This is a genomic window from Chryseobacterium sp. DT-167 (genome assembly GCF_058310155.1).
On record NZ_JBZEEQ010000003.1, the window covers coordinates 153,122 to 172,509 of the forward strand.

21 protein-coding genes are annotated in these 19,388 nt (G+C 34.7%); 10 read left to right on the plus strand and 11 right to left on the minus strand.

Annotation, left to right across the window (positions count from 1 at the left end):
- The first annotated feature begins 23 nt into the window (after positions 1-23).
- Together odhB and apaG are read left to right on the plus strand one after the other, a co-directional pair.
- The gene (gene odhB, locus AC4FQ5_RS05425) at positions 24-1,277 is read left to right on the plus strand and encodes a 2-oxoglutarate dehydrogenase complex dihydrolipoyllysine-residue succinyltransferase (protein WP_491141474.1); all 1,254 of its coding nucleotides are present in this window, start codon (positions 24-26) and stop codon (positions 1,275-1,277) included.
- Positions 1,278-1,358: 81 nt separating this feature from the next.
- Entirely contained in the window at positions 1,359-1,745 is a 387-nt protein-coding gene (apaG, locus tag AC4FQ5_RS05430; RefSeq protein ID WP_491141475.1) for a Co2+/Mg2+ efflux protein ApaG, read from the plus strand.
- Between the two features lie 11 nt (positions 1,746-1,756).
- Here apaG and AC4FQ5_RS05435 read toward each other — a convergent pair whose 3' ends face one another.
- Genes AC4FQ5_RS05435 through AC4FQ5_RS05445 form a run of 3 tightly spaced genes read right to left on the minus strand, consistent with a single transcriptional unit; the run spans position 1,757 to position 4,198 of the window.
- Positions 1,757-2,311, minus strand: a complete 555-nt coding sequence (locus AC4FQ5_RS05435; RefSeq protein WP_491141476.1) for a 3'-5' exonuclease — start codon at positions 2,309-2,311, stop codon at positions 1,757-1,759.
- Positions 2,312-2,338: 27 nt separating this feature from the next.
- A complete protein-coding gene (locus tag AC4FQ5_RS05440; RefSeq protein ID WP_491141477.1) occupies positions 2,339-3,307 on the minus strand; it encodes a glycosyltransferase family 2 protein in 969 nt (322 codons plus the stop codon).
- 6 nt (positions 3,308-3,313) lie between these two features.
- Positions 3,314-4,198: a lysophospholipid acyltransferase family protein gene (locus tag AC4FQ5_RS05445; protein WP_491141478.1), complete on the minus strand. Its 885-nt coding sequence runs from the start codon at positions 4,196-4,198 to the stop codon at positions 3,314-3,316.
- 158 nt (positions 4,199-4,356) lie between these two features.
- On the opposite strand from AC4FQ5_RS05445, the gene AC4FQ5_RS05450 reads away from it, so the two are divergent.
- Positions 4,357-4,941, plus strand: a complete 585-nt coding sequence (locus AC4FQ5_RS05450) for a thioredoxin family protein (protein WP_491141479.1) — start codon at positions 4,357-4,359, stop codon at positions 4,939-4,941.
- A 32-nt stretch (positions 4,942-4,973) separates the two neighbouring features.
- On the opposite strand, the gene AC4FQ5_RS05455 is transcribed toward AC4FQ5_RS05450, so the two are convergent.
- The 7 genes from AC4FQ5_RS05455 to AC4FQ5_RS05485 form a co-directional block, all read right to left on the minus strand.
- The gene (locus AC4FQ5_RS05455) at positions 4,974-6,335 is read right to left on the minus strand and encodes an aldehyde dehydrogenase (RefSeq protein WP_491141480.1); all 1,362 of its coding nucleotides are present in this window, start codon (positions 6,333-6,335) and stop codon (positions 4,974-4,976) included.
- Positions 6,336-6,444: 109 nt separating this feature from the next.
- Positions 6,445-6,963, minus strand: coding sequence for a 50S ribosomal protein L9 (rplI, locus tag AC4FQ5_RS05460; protein WP_491141481.1), 519 nt, complete (start codon positions 6,961-6,963; stop codon positions 6,445-6,447).
- Positions 6,964-7,145: 182 nt separating this feature from the next.
- On the minus strand, positions 7,146-7,448 hold the full coding sequence (rpsR, locus tag AC4FQ5_RS05465) for a 30S ribosomal protein S18 (RefSeq protein ID WP_262989655.1): 303 nt from the start codon (positions 7,446-7,448) through the stop codon (positions 7,146-7,148).
- A gap of 31 nt (positions 7,449-7,479) precedes the next feature.
- A complete protein-coding gene (rpsF, locus tag AC4FQ5_RS05470; RefSeq protein WP_264750155.1) occupies positions 7,480-7,821 on the minus strand; it encodes a 30S ribosomal protein S6 in 342 nt (113 codons plus the stop codon).
- Positions 7,822-7,951: 130 nt separating this feature from the next.
- On the minus strand, positions 7,952-9,316 hold the full coding sequence (locus AC4FQ5_RS05475) for a chloride channel protein (protein ID WP_491141482.1): 1,365 nt from the start codon (positions 9,314-9,316) through the stop codon (positions 7,952-7,954).
- A gap of 438 nt (positions 9,317-9,754) precedes the next feature.
- Positions 9,755-11,074 (minus strand): dihydrolipoamide acetyltransferase family protein, encoded by a 1,320-nt coding sequence (locus AC4FQ5_RS05480; protein WP_491141483.1) that lies wholly within the window; start codon positions 11,072-11,074, stop codon positions 9,755-9,757.
- 63 nt (positions 11,075-11,137) lie between these two features.
- The gene (locus AC4FQ5_RS05485) at positions 11,138-11,965 is read right to left on the minus strand and encodes an SAM hydrolase/SAM-dependent halogenase family protein (RefSeq protein WP_491141484.1); all 828 of its coding nucleotides are present in this window, start codon (positions 11,963-11,965) and stop codon (positions 11,138-11,140) included.
- A 124-nt stretch (positions 11,966-12,089) separates the two neighbouring features.
- Here AC4FQ5_RS05485 and AC4FQ5_RS05490 point away from each other — a divergent pair, with 124 nt between their 5' ends.
- The 5 genes from AC4FQ5_RS05490 (at position 12,090) to AC4FQ5_RS05510 (ending at position 16,012) form a co-directional block, all read left to right on the plus strand.
- The gene (locus AC4FQ5_RS05490) at positions 12,090-13,046 is read left to right on the plus strand and encodes a PhoH family protein (protein WP_491141485.1); all 957 of its coding nucleotides are present in this window, start codon (positions 12,090-12,092) and stop codon (positions 13,044-13,046) included.
- Between the two features lie 95 nt (positions 13,047-13,141).
- The gene (locus tag AC4FQ5_RS05495) at positions 13,142-13,798 is read left to right on the plus strand and encodes a porin family protein (RefSeq protein ID WP_491141486.1); all 657 of its coding nucleotides are present in this window, start codon (positions 13,142-13,144) and stop codon (positions 13,796-13,798) included.
- Positions 13,799-13,927: 129 nt separating this feature from the next.
- Positions 13,928-14,431 carry a hypothetical protein gene (locus AC4FQ5_RS05500; RefSeq protein ID WP_491141487.1) on the plus strand — a complete coding sequence of 168 codons (504 nt, stop codon included), beginning with the start codon at positions 13,928-13,930 and terminating at the stop codon, positions 14,429-14,431.
- A 209-nt stretch (positions 14,432-14,640) separates the two neighbouring features.
- Complete coding sequence (locus AC4FQ5_RS05505) at positions 14,641-15,285, plus strand: outer membrane beta-barrel protein (RefSeq protein ID WP_491141488.1); 645 nt, start codon at positions 14,641-14,643, stop codon at positions 15,283-15,285.
- Between the two features lie 91 nt (positions 15,286-15,376).
- The gene (locus AC4FQ5_RS05510; RefSeq protein ID WP_491141489.1) at positions 15,377-16,012 is read left to right on the plus strand and encodes an outer membrane protein; all 636 of its coding nucleotides are present in this window, start codon (positions 15,377-15,379) and stop codon (positions 16,010-16,012) included.
- 111 nt (positions 16,013-16,123) lie between these two features.
- Here AC4FQ5_RS05510 and ffh read toward each other — a convergent pair whose 3' ends face one another.
- A complete protein-coding gene (ffh, locus tag AC4FQ5_RS05515) occupies positions 16,124-17,485 on the minus strand; it encodes a signal recognition particle protein (protein WP_491141490.1) in 1,362 nt (453 codons plus the stop codon).
- A gap of 459 nt (positions 17,486-17,944) precedes the next feature.
- Between ffh and atpB the strand changes: the two genes are divergently transcribed.
- Positions 17,945-19,096, plus strand: coding sequence for a F0F1 ATP synthase subunit A (gene atpB / locus AC4FQ5_RS05520; RefSeq protein ID WP_491141491.1), 1,152 nt, complete (start codon positions 17,945-17,947; stop codon positions 19,094-19,096).
- 37 nt (positions 19,097-19,133) lie between these two features.
- Positions 19,134-19,352: an ATP synthase F0 subunit C gene (locus AC4FQ5_RS05525; RefSeq protein WP_056014715.1), complete on the plus strand. Its 219-nt coding sequence runs from the start codon at positions 19,134-19,136 to the stop codon at positions 19,350-19,352.
- The last annotated feature ends 36 nt before the right edge of the window (positions 19,353-19,388 follow it).

The following is a 19,388-nucleotide window of genomic DNA, read 5'->3' on the forward strand; positions in this document are numbered from 1 at the left end:
TTAAAAAATAAAAAATACTCAATATGTCAATTTTAGAAATGAAAGTTCCTTCACCGGGCGAATCAATTACAGAAGTTGAAATTGCAACTTGGCTTGTAAAAGATGGTGATTACGTAGAAAAAGATCAACCTATCGCTGAAGTAGATTCAGACAAAGCAACTCTTGAATTGCCTGCAGAACAAAGTGGTATCATCACTTTAAAAGCTGAAGAAGGTGACGTTGTACAGGTAGGTCAGGTAGTTTGTTTAATTGATATGGATGCTGCTAAACCTGAAGGTGGTGCTGCTCCTGCTGCAGAAGCTCCAAAACAGGAAGAAGCGCCTAAAGCTGCTGAACCTGCAAAACAGGAAGAAGCTCCAAAACCAGCTCCTGCTGCTCCTCAATCTTATGCTACAGGTTCTCCTTCTCCGGCTGCAAAGAAAATTCTTGACGAAAAAGGAATTGATGCTTCTCAGGTTTCAGGATCTGGAAGAGACGGAAGAATCTCAAAAACTGATGCTGAACTGGCTGCTGTTCCTGCAATGGGAGGTAACTCTTTAACAGCTACAGGTACAAGATCTACAACAACAACAAAGCTTTCAGTTCTTAGAAGAAAAATCGCTCAGAGATTGGTTTCTGTAAAGAACGAAACGGCAATGTTGACGACTTTCAACGAAGTTGATATGTCTGAAATTTTCAGATTAAGAAAGCAATATAAAGAAGAATTTGCACAGAAGCACGGTGTAGGACTTGGTTTCATGTCTTTCTTCACAAAAGCGGTTACAAGAGCTCTTAAATTATATCCGGATGTGAATGCATCAATCGACGGTGATTTTAAAATTAACTACGATTTCTGCGATATTTCAATTGCAGTTTCAGGTCCTAAAGGATTGATGGTTCCTGTATTGAGAAATGCTGAAAATATGTCTTTCAAAGGTGTTGAAGCCAACATCAAAGACCTAGCGGTAAAAGTAAGAGACGGTAAGATTACAGTTGACGAAATGACTGGTGGTACATTTACAATTACAAACGGAGGTACTTTCGGATCAATGTTATCAACACCAATTATCAACCCTCCTCAGTCTGCAATCTTAGGAATGCACAATATTATCCAGAGACCGGTTGCAGTTGATGGGCAGGTAGTAATTCGTCCGATGATGTACGTTGCGATGTCTTACGACCACAGAATTATTGACGGAAAAGAGTCTGTAGGATTCTTGGTTGCTGTAAAAGAAGGTATTGACAATCCTGTTGAGTTTTTACTTGGCGGTGATGAGAAGAAAGGATTAGAGCTTTAATTGATTATTTCAATATAAATTTACAATCTCGCCTTCCTAAAAAAAGGCGAGATTTTTGTATCAGATAAAAAAACGAACAAAATGTTTTCAAAAATTACTTCGAATATTAAGGTGTCTGTGACGCCTGAATATGATAGCAAAAATTCGTACCCTTCTGAAAACCGATTTGTTTTTAAATACAACATCGTGATAGAAAATGAAGGTGACTTCCCGATAAAAATTCTGAAAAGAAAATGGCTGATTTTCGATGTAGGATTCGGGTTTACAGAAGTTGTAGGGGATGGTGTAATCGGTCTCACTCCGGAAATAGTTCCTCATGATCAGTTTGCTTATTTTTCTAATGTAATGCTGCGTTCGGGAGTTGGAAATATGAGCGGCAAATATTTGGTGAGAAATGAAGAAACGCAGGATAATTTTGAAATTGATATTCCTAAATTTAATCTGCTTTCGGCTGTACTTATCAATTAAAGAATATCTGACTAAAGTTTTTTTAGCTTAGATTGGAAACTCTCACGAATTTCCTCATTCCTGGTGATGAATAGTTTTTCAAAAGCCAATAAAGAAATTCTCGCACAGGCTTCTGCATCGTCTCCGGCTCTGTGGTGGTTAAATTTGATCTGATGTGTTTCTGCCAGATGTTTTAAGCCATATTTTGGGAGATAGTTCCAAGATTTTTTTGCCAACTGAATGCTGCAGAGATAGTTTAAATTAGGTTTAAACATTCCATAATAATCAAGACAACTTCTTAGAACTCCTGCATCAAAGCTCGCATTGTGGGCGATCATTAAAGTTCCGTACATCATTTCCTGTACTTCATACCAAATTTCATCAAAAGTCGGTGCATCTTTTACATCATTTGGCAAAATACCATGCACATCAATATTTCTTTGATTAAAATAGGGGAAACTGGGTGGTTTGATGAGCCATGTTTTGGTAGAGATAATCTGCGAATCTTCAACCACGCAGATTCCCAGCTCGCAAGCCGAATGTCTTTCGTGGGTAGCCGTTTCAAAATCTATTGCGCAGAAATCCATTTATAGATAATTTCAATTTTTTTTACCTCATAAAAAATGCTTAAAAATAAGCCATTCAGTTTGATAGTAGTTTTTAATCTGATTATTTTGTCTAAGTTTTAAAGTTCCGGGAATGTGTATGTAAAAGCCAAAATGTCCCCGTAGAACAGCCCAAAGATGAGATAAACCATTCTTGTAAGCAAAATAAAAAGCTGCCGCCCCATCGAGAATCATTCTTGAAAACAATACCCAAACCAGATTTGGAAACGGTAAATTTTTCAACATCATTGAAAGATTATTTCTGATGTTTAAAAAAGTTTTTTGAGGACTTTGTTTGTTTAAAGTTCCGCCACCTACGTGATAAACTTTTGATTTTCCGGTATAGTATATTTTTTTACCGGAATTTTTTAATCTCCAGCACAAATCAATTTCTTCCTGATGGGCAAAGAATCTTTCATCAAAGCCATTTTGTTCCCAAAAATCTTTAGATCTGATAAATAAACAACATCCCGAAGCCCAGAATATTTCAGACTCGTCATCATATTGACCTTTGTCTTCTTCCACATCGTCAAAAATACGGCCTCTGCAATAAGGGTACCCTAAATTATCAATCAATCCGCCTCCGGCTCCGGCAAATTCGAAATAATTCTTATTTGTAAATGATAAAATTTTTGGCTGAATTGCTGCAATTTGAATGTCTTTTTTAAACAAATCTAAAATAGGATCAATCCAGTTTTCTGTCACTTCTACATCGGAATTCAGAAGACAGTAAAATTCTGCATCAATTGATTTTAAACCTTCATTATAACCACCTGCAAAACCGTAATTTTTATTATTTCTTATGATTTTGACTGTGGGAAATTGAGTTCGAAGAAAGTTGACAGAATCATCCGTAGAAAAATTATCAATAACACATACTTCAGCATTTTGGGAATAGCTGATTACGCCTGGAAGAAATTTTTCAAGCCAGCTTTTTCCGTTCCAGTTGAGAATGACAATCGCTAAATTTTCTGACATTAATGTTTAAATTTTTTCTGAATCAAACGTTTTGATAGAATCCTGATATTTCCACTTTCTGTGTGACCAGAGATAATTGTCGGGCCTTTTTTTAATGGTATTTTCCAGTAAACGATGAAACTTTCTGACCACCTCATTATTGACGAATTTTTCGCCGTCTGGCTCGATTCTGTAATAATTAATCTGGTAATAACCACGTTTTACTTTCTTCATTTCAGTATAAAGAAATACCATGTCCATTCTTGTCGCCAATTTATCATAACCGATAAAAGCGGGTGTTCTTTGATTAAGAAATTCTAAACCATAGTTGACATGCGAAGAATGCGGAGTCTGATCGGCAACGAATAAATAGATCGAATTGCCGTCATTTTTATTCCTGAAAATATTAAGAATCACTTCATTGGCTTCTAAAGCTACATTGCCAAATTTGCTTCTCACTTTTTTCATCTGATCTTCCCAGAAATTACTGTTTACTCTTCTGTAAACCGGATGGCAATTTTCCTGAGGAACGATGGTCGCCAAAGTGTTCATCCACTCCCAATTAAAGACATGACCTGCAAGTAATATAATATTTTTCCCTTCTGCCTTTGCTTCGTGAAAGAGATGCTGATTGATATGCTGCATTCTTACCTTAGTCTCTTTTTCAGACATAGTGAAAGACTTAATCGTTTCAGCTAAGTAATCTGAAAAATTTAAATAAAATTTCTTTCTTATTTCCGCAATTTCTTTAGCCGATTTTTCAGGGAATGAATTTTTAAGATTCTGTGTAATGATCTTCTTTCTGTAACCGACAAAATTATAATTTAAAAAGAAAATAATGTCCGAAAAAATATATAATATTTTAAGCGGCATCTTCGAAATTAAGTAAAGTATTTTGATCAGAAAATTCATAAAGTCTACAAATTTAGCAATAATAAAATTATGGTTTCATTTTTGCTGAAAATAAGTATTATTTTTTTAATTTTATGGTATGAAATCGCCGTGTTTTAAACGCACAAATACCGATTGCGCGCGATTGCATATGCCTTTAAAACAATTATAGTCTAGTTATGAAAAAGATTTCAAACAACATAGCAATCCTGGGATTTCTCTTAATCGGAAGTTTAGTGTTTGCTCAAAATACAAAAGAAATTCCGACAGTAAAAAAATCTGATGATAAAGCTTTAATAGTAAAAACTGATCAGCAGGAACTTGAGGCTAGGAAAAAAGCTGCTGAAGAAAAAGCCAAACTCCCAAAACCCTATGATGCCAAAGCCGATGCTGAAAAAGATATTGAAAATTTGGTAGCAAAAGCTAAAAAGGAGAAAAAAAATATTATGATTCAGGCAGGAGGAAACTGGTGCATCTGGTGTTTGAGATTCAACCAATATGTACAGACAACTCCTGAGCTTAAAAAATTGGTAGACGATAATTATCTGTATTACCATCTGAATTATTCACCGGAAAATAAAAACGAAAAAGTTTTTTCTAAATACGGAAATCCGGGAGATAAATTTGGTTATCCTGTGTTTATTGTCTTAGATCAAAACGGAAAGATGATTCACGTGCAGCAAAGTGATGTTCTGGAAGAAGGAAAAGGGTACAGTCTTGAAAAAGTAAAAGAATTTTTCAGTACCTGGACTACAAAATCATAACAATAAAACCGAGAATTTTCTCGGTTTTTTATTTATAAAAGTTTCTTGATCCATTTGATTTTATTTTCAGAGTAGGGAGGATATTTCAGATCCGGTTCGCCCCACGTTGCTCTATCTAAAACTGCTTTTTGATGCGAAAAAGTCTCAAAACCGAATTTTCCGTGATAACTTCCCATTCCTGAATTTCCGACTCCGCCAAACGGAAGATTGTCGTTTCCTAAATGCATGACTACATCGTTGATACAACCGCCTCCGAAAGATAATTTTTGTGTAAACAAATCTTTTTCTTCATTATTATTGGTGAAAAGATATGCTGATAAAGGCTTTTCAAATTCTAAAACTGAATTTAAAGCCTGATGAAAATTGGTAAATGAAATTACCGGAAGTATCGGGCCAAAAATTTCTTCCTGCATGACATCATCTTCCCAGTTGACATTATTTAAAATGGTTGGTTCAATGTAAAGATTTTCTTCAGTATATTTTCCTCCAAGATAGATCTTATCAGGATTAATCAGTTGGACCAGTCGTTCAAAATTTTTCTTGTTGATAATTTTTGTGTATTGTTGAGAATCTGGCTCATATTTAAATTCGTTGATATATTTTCTCAGCATTTCTAAAAATTGCTCTTTCACAGATTCCGCCACTAAAATATAATCTGGAGCAACGCAGGTTTGTCCGGCATTTAAAAATTTGCCCCAAACAATTCTTTTGGCAGCAACTTCAATGTTTGCTTCTTTAGTAACAATGACAGGCGATTTTCCACCTAACTCTAATGTTACAGGTGTCAAATGTTCTGCGGCAGCTTTGTACACGATTTTGCCAACCTTTGTGCTTCCGGTGAAAAATATTTTATCAAATTTTAATCTTAAAATTTCTGTTGTCTCATCAATTCCGCCCTCAAAAACGTAAATGTATTCCGAAGGAAAATTTTCATTGATGATTTTCGCCATTGCTTTCATCGTATTTTCGGCAATTTCACTTGGTTTCAGAATACAACAGTTTCCGGCAGCAATTGAGGCTGTTAAAGGCGATAAAGAAAGTTGGTAAGGGTAATTCCAGGCACCAATAACTAAAGTACAGCCAAGAGGTTCAGAGTGGATTTTGCTGGTCGCAATCTGATTCGATAAATTGGTCGGTACTTTCTTTGGTTTTGAAAGTGAATTTAAATTTTTTAAGTAGTAATCAATATCTTTAAGAATAAATGAAATCTCTGTAACGTAGGTTTCAAACTGAGATTTTCCGAAATCTTTATGAATTGCTTCATACAATAGGTTTTCATTCTGAATAATTAAATCTCTCAGCTTTTCGAGATACATTTTTCTGAATTTTACATTCTTCGTTTTTTGCGTGTTGAAAAATTCCCTTTGGGAGTGGATTATATCTTGATAATTCATTCTTTATTTATTGAAAATCAATTACGGTAAAAAATATGCCAAAGTATAGCCATAAAAAAACCACTTCGTAAGAAGTGGTTTATATATTTGAGAAAATCTCTTTAGAATCTTAAGCTTCTTCAGAAGGAGTTTCTTCTACTGCAACTTTTTTAGGAGCAGCTGGTTTTGGAGCTTCTACCGGAGCATCAGATACTACATCAAACTCGAAGTTGTACTCTACATTTCTGTGAAGTCTTACAACTGCAGTTACTTTACCAGTTCTCTTAATCGTGTTTCCTGGGATTTTGATGTATTTCTTCTCAACTTGTACACCAGCTTTAGCCAATGCTGCAGAAAGATCTGCATTGTTGATAGATCCGAATAACTTGTCACCAGAACCTACTTTTGCAGGAATAGTAACAGAAGTTTTCTTCAATTGATCTACTACAGCGTTTGCAGCAGCAACCAATTTAGCTTCTTCTTCTTTTCTAGCTTCCAAAGTAGCTTCTAAAGTCGCTTTGTTTTTTGGTGTAGCTAAAAGAGCAATTCCCTGAGGTAACAAGAAGTTTCTTGCGTAACCTGGTTTTACATTTACTGTATCGAATTCAAGACCTAAATTTTCTACGTCTTTTTTAAGGATAATTTCCATTGTTGTTGTCCGTTTTTTAGTTTTAGAGAAAAGAACAAAGAAAAAAGAAAAAAGACTGTTGTCTTAAAAATTATTTCTTTTCTTCAATCTAAAAATCGTTAGAATTAATTATTTATTCAGCAACTTAAAAAAAGAGAAAAAGATCAAAAATCTTTTCTCTTTTCTCTTGTTTCTTTTTTGTCTTATTTTAATAAGTCAGCTACGTAAGGCATCATTGCAAGGTGTCTTGCTCTTTTGATAGCCGAAGAAACTTTTCTTTGGTATTTTAAAGAAGTACCGGTGTATCTTCTTGGTAAAATTTTACCTTGTTCGTTAACGAACTGTAATAAGAAATCAGCATCTTTGTAATCAACGTGCTTGATTCCGAATTTTTTGAATCTACAATATTTCTTTTCAGATTTTGTATTGATATCAAGTGGAGTAAGGAATTTTACTTCAGATTCACCTCCAGCAGAGGCTTGTTTAGCCATATCATCTATTGCCATGTCTTTGTCTTTTTTAAATTTGGGTTAGTAATTAAGCTCTTGAAGCTTTTAGTTTAGTTCTTCTGGTTACAGCGTACTCTACAGCGTGCTTGTCTAGTTTTGTAGTCAGGTAACGAATTACTCTTTCGTCACGTTTGAATGCCAATTCTAAGTCAGCAACTACAGTTCCTTCACCTTTAAACTCGATCAAAGTGTAGAATCCATTCTTTTTTAATTGAATAGGATAAGCTAATTTCTTCAATCCCCAATTTTCTCTAGTGACAATCTCACAGTTTTTTTCTTTAATAAGATCTTCAAATTTTTTCACTGCTTCCTCCACCTGAGCATCAGATAGAACGGGAGTTAAAATGAAAACAGTTTCGTAATTGTTCATAATGTAAATGAATTTGTTAATTATTTCGAGGTGCAAAAATATGAATTATATTTATAATACACAATAAATGAGATGTATTATGACGAAATTAATTCAATGAAATGGTTTAAATCAATTTAAAAATTAAAATCTAAATAGCCTCATCTTTTTTATTTCTGATTTCAGTAAGGAAATTAACTTTCAAAACATCATATAAAGAATGCCTGCTCACTAAAATTGAAGCAATGGAAGAAACCATTCCTGCCAACATCAGGTGGAAAATCAATGAATGTCTGTCAGTCATTTCCAAAACGATGATTGCTGAAGTAAAAGGAGCTCTTGTAATTCCTGTAAGAAATGCCACCATTCCTGCAAGAATTACCACATTGGTTTCATTTGGTGTTAAATGAATTGCCCCTGAAATAACCGAACCGATACTTGCACCTGCCGTCAAAGCCGGAGCAAAAATTCCACCTGCGCCACCAGAAGTAAAAGACAGGGCAGGACCCAACATTCTTAGAATCGGAACATACCAGTCTTCATGCTTATTCTGAGTGAAAAGTACACGTTCCATAATTTCTTTACCCGAACCCAAAATTTCTTTACTGATGAAGAAGGAAATAAAAGCGATAATTAAAGCACATAATATTAAAAAGGCTACATTAGCTCTGTCGGTTTTTAATTTTCTTTTTTTCCAGTCATTTATTTTAAGCATGGTTACCGAAAGCTGGCTTGCTAAAATTCCCGCAACTCCGGCTACTAAAATAATCGGAAACATGACCATCAGTGAAACATCATTTGTCTTGGGATAGCCTAAATATAAATAAGAACCAGCCAGAGTCTGTGCAGTAAGACCTGCAATAATCACCGCTGTAAAAAGGGCTGTTTTAAAATAATTGATGTGTGTTTTTGAAAGTTCTTCCACAGCAAATACGATTCCGCCGAGTGGAGTGTTGAAAGCGGCTGCCAATCCGGCTGCAGCTCCGGTCATAATCATGTTTTTCTTTGAGATTTTTGGCCACCATTCCGGAAGATATTCATTGACTTTTCTGAAAATTGAGCCTGCGATCTGAATAGTTGGTCCTTCTCGTCCAACTGCACCTCCTCCGATGACTAAAATTACTGAAGAGATAATTTTAAAAACAATGATCTTTAAACTTAAAAGACTTCTGATTTTGGTGTGTTCTTTAGGATTTGCCAATTCTACCGCTGCCATTACCTGCGGAATTCCACTGCCTTTTGCATTAGGTGCAAATTCTTTTACCAACCACCATGACAAAACGAAACCTATTGGTGCAACGATAAAAATCATCCAGTCGTGCCAATCAAGCATCAAGTGTAATAGCTTTTCACCCCAGGCAAAAATCTTAGCATACATCACGGCAAAAAAACCGGTAATTATTGACCCGATCCAGAAAGGAATGGCCTGAAGAAGGTTGTGCTTCAGTTGTTCGTTTCGGATGTTGTCGAATGATTTTTTAAGACTGTTTCGTAAGTAGATGAAAATTCTACGCATACTCCAAATTTAATTTAATTTTTATGAATATGAAAATTTTAGATGTTAATGATGTTTAATAATTTCGATATTTATAATTACTGATGTTATTATTTAATCCAATAAAAATTTTTAAGAGTAGTTATGATCAGTAATTAACGAGAAGTTTGTCATGCCGTGAACATCTCTACAAAGTTTATTTAGATTCCTGTGGAATGACAAAGATGCTGTTACAATATTTAAAAGTCCTGATCAAAATTATTTATTCAATAGCCTTTTTATTTATCATCAAACGCTACGTTTGTCATCCCGGAGGAATCTAAACAACATATATAAAAGCCGTACCGAGATGCCTTCGAAACGACAAACTTTGTGTACTAAACAAAAAAACCTCCGAAAAAATTTCGAAGGTTATATTTAAAAGTATTGGCAATTACTCATTACCGATTACTCCATTACTTATATTTCTGTGTTCAGATCCCAGTTTTGAAGGTAGTCATGAACATGTTTCAGCATCATTCCGCCTAAAGAACCATCTACCACCCTGTGATCGTAAGAGTGAGACATGAACATCAACTGACGGATTGCAATAACATCACCATCTTTAGTCTCAAGAACGGCAGGTTTTTTAACGATTGCTCCGATTGCCATAATCGCAACCTGTGGCTGTGGAATAATAGGAGTTCCCATAAGGTTTCCGAAGCTTCCTACGTTAGAAATCGTATATGTTGCACCTTGAGTGTCTTCTGGTCTTAATTTTTTGTTTCTTGCTCTGTAAGCCAAATCGTTGATTGCTTTTGCAAGACCTGAAAGTGATAACTGATCTGCGTTTTTGATTACGGGAACGATAAGATTTCCGTCTGGTAAAGCGGTTGCCATACCGATATTGATGTTTTTCTTTTTGATGATATTGTCACCGTTAATCGAAACATTGATCATTGGGAAATCCTGAATAGCTTTTACGATTGCTTTTACGAAAATTGGCATGAAAGTCAGTTTTTCACCTTCACGTTTTTCGAACATATCTTTGTTTTTGGCTCTCCATTTTACAACGTTGGTAACGTCAGTTTCGATGAAAGATGTCACGTGAGGAGCAATATGCTTTGCTTTCACCATGTTTTCAGCGATGATTTTTCTCATTCTGTCCATAGGAATGATTTCGTCACCTGCAGCTACAGAAATCGTAGAAGCCGGAGCTGAAGTCACCGCTGGTGGAGTAGACGCTGTCTGAACCGGAGCCGCTTGTTGCTGAGTTGTTTGTTGTGGTTGGTTTCCTCTGTTGGAAACGTGTGATAAAATATCTTCTTTGGTGATTCTTCCTTCCAAACCGCTTCCTTTGATGGTTTTTAGTTCAGTTTCAGAAATATTTTCCTGTTGCGCAATAGATTTTACAAGTGGAGATAAATAAAGGTCTCCCGAAAATTCTACATGAGAAGTAGTAGTTGGATTTAAAGGCTCTTCAATTGCTTTAATGGTTTCTGCATCCGGAGCTGAAGTTTCAGTTTTCACTTCTTCTGTAGCTGTGCTTCCGCTTTCTCCTTCAATTTCTAAAATAGCGATGGCTTCACCTACTTTTGCAACTTCGTCTTTTTGTTTAAGGATTTTTACGATTTTCCCCGAAACTGGTGTCGGAACGTCTGAATCTACCTTGTCTGTTGCAATTTCTACTACCGAATCATCTTCTTTTACCTGATCACCTTCATTGAATAACCATGTGATCACCGTAGCTTCCATCACGCCTTCACCCATAGAAGGAAGCAATAATTTGTATTCTGCCATTTTCTAATTTTAGATTTTGACAAATATATAAAAAAAATCGGTTTTTTTATGAAATAGATAATTTTAGAAAAATTCGATGTAAATATTTTCTCCGACGTTTAATCCGAAAAGGGTTTTGGCACCGTTCTTTTTGCTGCCTTTGTAAATGGTCAGTTCCAATTGTTGGCTGTCGTTGAAAATGGCTGCGGATTGCCCATGGTATTCGGTTTCTCTGTCCCAGTCGGTAACCACTTCGGTGTGGCTTGAATAAATTTTTGATAAACTCAGATTTCTGAACTTTATGGTAAATTTTTCAAAACCTTTAGCCAGAGTTTCAAAGAATTCTTTACTGATATTTGATATTATGTTTCCGAAATTATCAATGTACATTACTTCACCGATGATCATTTTTTCGGCTTCATTGTATACTGGTTTAGGAAATAAAAGCTGTTTGACATCCTCAATTTTTCTTCCGATTACTTCCGGAAGTCCACCATTCGCCAAATGTACAGCAACGGGAACGAAAACATCTGTCGAAGTAAAATTGACAACATCATCAAATCTGTTGTTTAAAGTAATTTCGTAGATTGCTTCAGGTTTAATGTCAAAAAAAATCAAACTCAACAAGCCATTGTCTGCCGCCAAAAAATAAGATCCGTCAGCTTTATAAAGAATATTTTTTCTTGATTTATGAAAAAAACTGTCAACGGCAATAATGTGAATGGTTCCTTTAGGAAAATAGCGATACGCATTTCTTACAATATAAGAAGTCTGAATAAGGTTATATGCCTGAATATCATGACTGATATCGATACTGTCTACTTCAGGATTCAAAGACAGAATTTTCCCTTTCATAGCCGAAACTCTGTAATCTAAACGTCCAAAATCTGAGGTGAGGGTAATAATTGACATGAATAATCTGATAGAATTGCAAATTTATCTAAAATAAAGGAAAAGATTTAAATATTGTGGATAAGAATTTGATTTAAATCTGAAAAAAAACTTTTAAATTTAAAATCTAAAATAAAATATTTGCATGTTTGAATTAACGTATGATTTAGAAGGTATTGATTCAAAAAACTTCTATGGTGTTAACAACCAATATTTCAATTTAATAAAATCCAGCTTTCCGACCCTTAAAATCACAGGCAGAGATCACCATATTTTTGCAATGGGTAATCAGGAAGCTCTTGATATATTTAAACAGAAACTCGATGACATCGTCAGTTTTATTTCCAAAAACAATTCTATCGGTCTCAAAGACATCGAAAATTTTCTTAACCTGAAAGATGAAAATGAAAAACACCTGGTTTTTGATCAGGATATTATTGTAAAAGGAGTTAACGGAAAAATTATTAAAGCCAAAACAACCAATCTTAAAAGACTGGTAAAGGAAACCGAGAAGAAAGATATGGTTTTTGCGATCGGACCTGCAGGAACGGGCAAAACGTACACAAGTGTTGCTTTGGCAGCAAAGGCTTTGAGAGATAAAGAAGTGAAAAGAATTGTTCTGACAAGACCTGCCGTGGAAGCAGGGGAGAGTCTTGGTTTTTTGCCGGGGGATTTGAAAGAAAAACTTGACCCTTATTTACAGCCTTTGTATGATGCGCTCAGAGATATGATTCCTCATGAGAAATTGGAGGGTTTTATGGAAAAGAAAATTATTGAGGTTGCTCCGCTTGCATTTATGAGAGGGCGAACTTTAGATGATGCGTTTGTAATCTTGGATGAAGCCCAGAATACAACCCATGCTCAGATGAAAATGTTTCTGACGAGAATGGGGATGAATGCTAAATTTATCATTACAGGTGATCCAACACAGATCGATTTGCCGCCAAAACAGCATTCAGGTCTTAAAGAAGCCATGAGAATTCTGAAAGATGTAAAAGAAATAGGCTTTGTTTACCTTACTGAAGAAGATGTTGTAAGACATCCTGTGGTAAAGAAAATCATTCTTGCGTACAATGAAGAAGATAAGAGGTCTAAAGAATAAGTTTTTTTAAGTTTTGATATTTTTTTTGAAAATATTTTGTCATTCTATAAAAAGTGATATATTTGACCTCTTAAAATTTGTTAAAACTTTAAACTATGAAAAAATTATTATTGGTTGCTTCTGTCGTTTTAATGGGAGTTGCAGTTAAAGCTCAGGAAACAAGGTTCGGTGTAAAAGCAGGATATTCTTTTACCACCTTAAAAGTTGATGGAGATCAGGATGACTTGGAGGAAAGAAGTACAGATCCTTCACATACTTTTTATGTTGGTGGACTAGTAGAACATAAATTCAGTGATACATTTGGTATTCAGGGAGAATTGTTATATTCACCTCTAGGTGGAAAGGAAGACTATAACGTGAGTGAGGGACAGGTTTATTTTAGAGAAAAAACAAAAATTACTTTTGGAACTCTATTAATTCCTGTTTCTGCAAAATATTTTATTACTGAAAATCTTTCGGTAGCTTTAGGTGCAAGTTTTGGAGTAATTCTTTCTGCAAAGCAAAAAACTGTTGTAGATGCGGGTATTGGTATTCCTGGTTTGGAACTTGAAGGAGATGATGATGTAGATATTAAAGATGAAGTGAATACTTTGAACATTGCTCCTTTTTTAGGTGCAGAATTCATGTTGGAAAACGGTTTGTTCTTTGATGCAAGATATAACTATGGTGTATCAGATCTTTCTAAAAGTGAAGGAAAGATTACCAACAGCTTCTTACAAGTTGGTGTTGGTTTCAAATTCGGAGGAAACTAAGATTTAAAAATTAATAAATATAATAGAGCAGGGCAAATTTTGTCCTGCTTTTTTTATGGTGTGGTACCTTGCGGCATTTATTTTGCTGTAGAGAATCATTAATTGATAATAAACTTTAAATAATTAGAAATGAAAAAATTACTATTATTAGGTGCATTCGCATTGTTTGGAGGAGCAGCTCAGGCGCAGGAAGGGTTCAAATTGGGAGGTCACATTGGTGCTCCGGTTGGTGATGCAGCAGATTTTGCTTCATTCACATTGGGTGTTGATGCGGCATATATGTGGACCGTGATGAAAGGCTTAGATGTTGGTATTGCAACGGGATATTCACATTTCTTCGGAAAAGACAGATGGGAAGATTTCGGTTTTATCCCTTTGGCGGCTTCAGGAAAGTATAGATTTAATGGTTTGCCTCTTTTCGTTGGTCTTGATCTTGGTGGAGCGATTTCTACTAAAGATGGTATCGACAGCGGTTTATATGTGTATCCGAAAGTAGGATTTCAGTTGCCTAAAGCAGAAATCTATTTAGGATACCAAAATATAGGCAGTGAAAGAGGGGATTTCGACAGAGACAGAAGAGTAGATTCCAATTTTGGAGCTGTCAACTTAGGAATCAATTTCTTTTTAAAGTAAAATATTTTTAAAACAGGTCATATTAAACTCCAATTGCAGAATTGGAGTTTTTTATTTGCTTTCTTTAAATTTTATTTAATTAATTCTCACTGATTTGATTTTAATCCGAAAAAGTCAATGTTCATGGGTGATTTTTATCATGTTAACAAATTTTAATATTAGATTTTGTCATTATACATTTGCACTCAGAAAGTATAAAATTATTCAAAATGAAAAAATTATTGATTGCAAGTGCTGTTGCACTTTTCGGTTTATCAAACGCTCAGATCGCTAAAGGAACTGTATATTTATCAGGATCTGTTGGTTATTCTCAGGAAGAAAATAATAATGATAATTCAAAATTAGAAAGCTTCAACGTTCTTCCTACAGTAGGTTATTTCGTTGGAACAAATACTGCAGTTGGTTTAGGAGTAGGTTATACTAACAATAAAGCAACTCTTACAACTACAGGTAATGTTGGAACTACATTTTTTACTAACGAAAGCACACTTACTCAAGATGCATTCGTAGTAGCTCCTTTCGTGAGAAAATATTGGACTTTGGGTGATAAATTATATATCTTCGGTCAATTACAAGTTCCTATGGAATTCGGTAAAGTTAAAACAGAAGATACTACAGTAAGTTCTTTAGGAACAAATTCAAGCTCTTCTGAAGAAAAATACACTTCTGTTGGGGTGACAGTAAAACCAGGTTTAGATTATTTCTTAAATAAAAACTGGACTATTGAAGCTACAATCGGTGAATTTGGTTACAACAACTTTAAGCCGGAAAATGCTGAAGCGATCAACAACTATAACTTCGGTTTAAACTTATCTTCAGTTACAATCGGTGTTAAATATGTATTTTCAAAGTAATTAACAGTTACTAAAAACATACAAAAATTAAGTCCTGAGTTAGTTCTCAGGACTTTTTAAACTTAATAAAAACTTTTAAACTACCATTAAAATGAAAAAACTATTACTTACTGGTGCAGTTGCACTTTTCGGATTATCAAATGCTCAGATGACTAAAGGTGACTGGGTATTCAGTGGAAACACAGGTGCTGGATTTAACAATGTAAGCACAAAATTTAAAGCAGAAGGAATGTCTGAAGACGGACCCAAAGTGAGCACTTTTTCTGTATCACCTTCTGTAGGATATTTTGTTATTGATAAATTAGCAATCGGTATTGAAGCAAATCTTTTGACTGCTACAACTAAATATGACGGTGATAAATCTACTACAACAAGTTTTTCTATCATGCCAAATGCAACATATTATTTTGTAAATGACAGCAAATTAGTACCTTATGTTGGTGCAGGAATAGGATATGCATCTGTGAAAAACAGTGGAGAAACAGAATTCTTAGGTGAAACTTTCAGTGATGAGACTACAACAGATGGTCTTGCATGGAAAGCCAAAGCTGGAGTTACTTATATGGCTACTCAGTCTTTAGGTATTAATTTAGGCGTTTCTTTTGATCAGTTTTCAAACAAAGAAACGTATTCAGGTGTTGATGTAAAAACTCAGGTAAATACTTTTGGTGTTAATTTAGGTTTTTCTTATTTCCTGAAATCTAAATCTCAGAAAACAGATAAATAATCTCTCACTTTGATTTAAAATAATAATCCGATTCAAAACTGAGTCGGATTTTTATTTATATAAAAAAACTCCCGAAATTCTGGGAGTTATATATTTAAAAATCTTGTCAAATTATTTTCCAAACATTCCGCCCATTCCAGGCATATTTGGCATTTTGCTCATCATCTGCATCATTTGTTTTCCTTGAGGTCCCTGCATCATTTTCATCATTTTCCCCATTTGGTCAAATTGTTTCATCAAAGCATTCACATCTTCAATTTTTCTTCCTGCACCTTTAGCAATTCTGCTTTTTCTCTGAGTATTGATGATAGAAGGTCTTCTTCTTTCTTCAGGAGTCATCGAATAAATAATAGCTTCAATATGTTTAAATGCATCATCGCTGATCTCAACATCTTTAATGGCTTTCCCGACTCCCGGAATCATTCCCATTAAGTCTTTCATGTTACCCATTTTCTTGATCTGATTGATTTGCTTCAAGAAATCATCAAAACCAAATTCATTTTTAGCAATTTTCTTATGAAGTTTTTTTGCTTCCTCTTCATCAAACTGTTCTTGAGCTCTTTCAACCAAAGAAACAACGTCTCCCATTCCTAAGATTCTGTCGGCCATCCTTTCCGGATAGAAAAGATCTAAGGCTTCCATTTTTTCTCCTGTGGAGATAAATTTGATTGGCTTTTCTACTACCGAACGAATCGTTAAAGCAGCTCCACCTCGGGTATCACCGTCTAATTTCGTTAAAACAACTCCGTCAAAATTCAAAGCTTCGTTGAAAGCTTTCGCCGTATTTACAGCATCCTGACCTGTCATTGAGTCAACAACAAATAAAGTTTCATTTGGCTTAATGAAATAATGAACTGATTTGATTTCGCTCATCATCTGCTCGTCAATTGCTAAACGACCAGCTGTATCCACGATAACAACATCGTGACCATTAGATTTAGCAAAACTGATCGCATTTTCAGCAATCGTAGAAGGATTTGTTGCGCCTTCTTCAGTATAAACGGGAACACCGATTTGTCCGCCAAGCACTTTCAACTGATCAATTGCAGCAGGACGGTAAACGTCACATGCAACCAATAAAGGTTTTTTATTCTTTTTAGTTTTTAAATAATTAGCAAGTTTTCCAGAAAAAGTAGTTTTACCCGAACCCTGAAGACCGGCAATTAAAATTACAGACGGTTTTCCAGAAAGATTGATTCCTTCCTGAGAACCTCCCATTAAATCTACCAGCTCATCATGTACAATCTTCGTCATCAACTGTCCCGGAGTAAGAGAAGTAAGTACGTTCTCACCTAAAGCTTTATCCTGAACTCTTTTTGTAAGATCTTTGGCAACTTTATAATTAACGTCGGCATCTACCAATGCTCTACGGATCTCTTTTACGGTTTCCGCAACGTTGATTTCGGTAATTTTTCCACGTCCGGAAAGATTGTGAAGTGCTTTGTCTAATTTATCCTGTAAACTATTGAACATATTGATTGTAAATTATAGTGTGCAAAAATAAGGAATTTTTAATTATTTATCATATATAGTATAAAGAGATTTGTTTTGAATGTAAATTATAATCTTATTTTTGCAAAATGAATTTTTGGGATAGCTTTATTGTCATTTCTTTAATAGCAATTTTGAATATTATCGTATTTATAATATTTAAAAAATATCTATACGGGAAAGAAAACGCCGGAATGAAATTTCTGACACTTAATATTTCTAAAGATTTATTGTGGCTGATCATTTCATTATTAATAATAGAGAAGACAAAAAATAATTTTTTATTGATTATAATTTGCTTTATCGTTGCATCTGTAACTATATATGCGCCGGTAATAAAGCAGATTAACAAATCGTGATTTTTTTGATGATAAATATCAATTTTTAATATTGGTAGAGTTTAATAAAATCAATATATTTGCACACGATTAAAAAAGAGATATGAACAGAAAAGTTTCTTCATTATTTTTCGCATTTTTATTTGTGTTTATGAGTAGTTTTGCCGCTGCACAGCACGAGACTGAAGGTGAAAAATCAGCTGAAAAGGTAGAGCATGCAGAAGGCGACAAGCCCTTCAATGCTACAAAGATGATCATGGAACACATCAGTGATTCAAACGAATGGCATTTATGGACTACTAAAGATGAAAACGGAAAAGAAGATCATTTTTCTATCCCATTACCTATTATTATTAAGGATAATACAGGATGGCATACTTTCTTGTCTAGAGACATTGCACACGGTCACGAACATGATGGTTATACTTTACACGAAGGTCAGGTAGTTTCTACTAAAGGAATCGAAAAAGCAACTCTTTTTGCCGTGATTTCAGGAAAACAAAAAGCAAGCGATGTGTTTTTTGATATGTCAATTACAAAGAATACGGCATCAATGTTTTTATCAGTAATTTTTATGCTGATTATTTTCTTAGGAATGGCTAAAAATTATAAAAAATCTCAGCTTCCAAAAGGAGCAGGGAAATTATTAGAGCCTGTGATTGTATTCATCAGAGACGAAGTGGCTATTCCAAACATTGGTTCTGTAAAGTATAAAAGATATATGCCTTATTTATTGACTGCATTTTTCTTTATTTGGTTCAATAACTTATTCGGATTGATTCCTTTCTTTCCTGGTGGAGCTAACTTAACAGGAAATATTGCAATCACTTCAGTTTTGGCAATCATTACATTATTAATTACATTATTCAGCGCCAATAAAGATTACTGGAAACACATCTTTATGCCACCGGTTCCATTATTGTTGTATCCAATCATGGTTCCAATCGAAATCATCGGTATCTTTACAAAGCCTTTCGCTTTAATGATGCGACTTTTCGCAAACATTACTGCAGGTCACATTATGATCTTGGCGATTATCTCTTTGATCTTTATCTTTAAATCACCATTCTTAGGATTTGCATCTGTACCATTGGCATTATTTGTTTCTGTATTGGAACTTTTGGTTGCGGCATTACAGGCATATATCTTTACAGTATTGTCAGCATTGTTTATTGGTATCGCAGTTGCAGAACACGATCACGATCATGCACACAACGATGATGACAGTGTAGGTCACGACACAATGGTAGCTTAATTAAACGAAAATAATTTTAACTAAATATTTATTTATTATGGACATCACAACTGGAACAGGATTAATTTACGTAGGTATCGGTTTAGCAGTATTAGGAGTAGGTCTTGGTATTGGTAAAATCGGTGGGCACGCTATGGATGCTATCGCTAGACAGCCAGAACAAGCTGGTAAGATTCAAGGAGCAATGCTTATTGCTGCAGGTCTTATCGAAGGTGCTGGTCTTATTGCGATTATCTTTGGTGCTTTCATCAAGTAATTATCCTCAGAAAAAATATTCTTAGCAGTGAAGCGG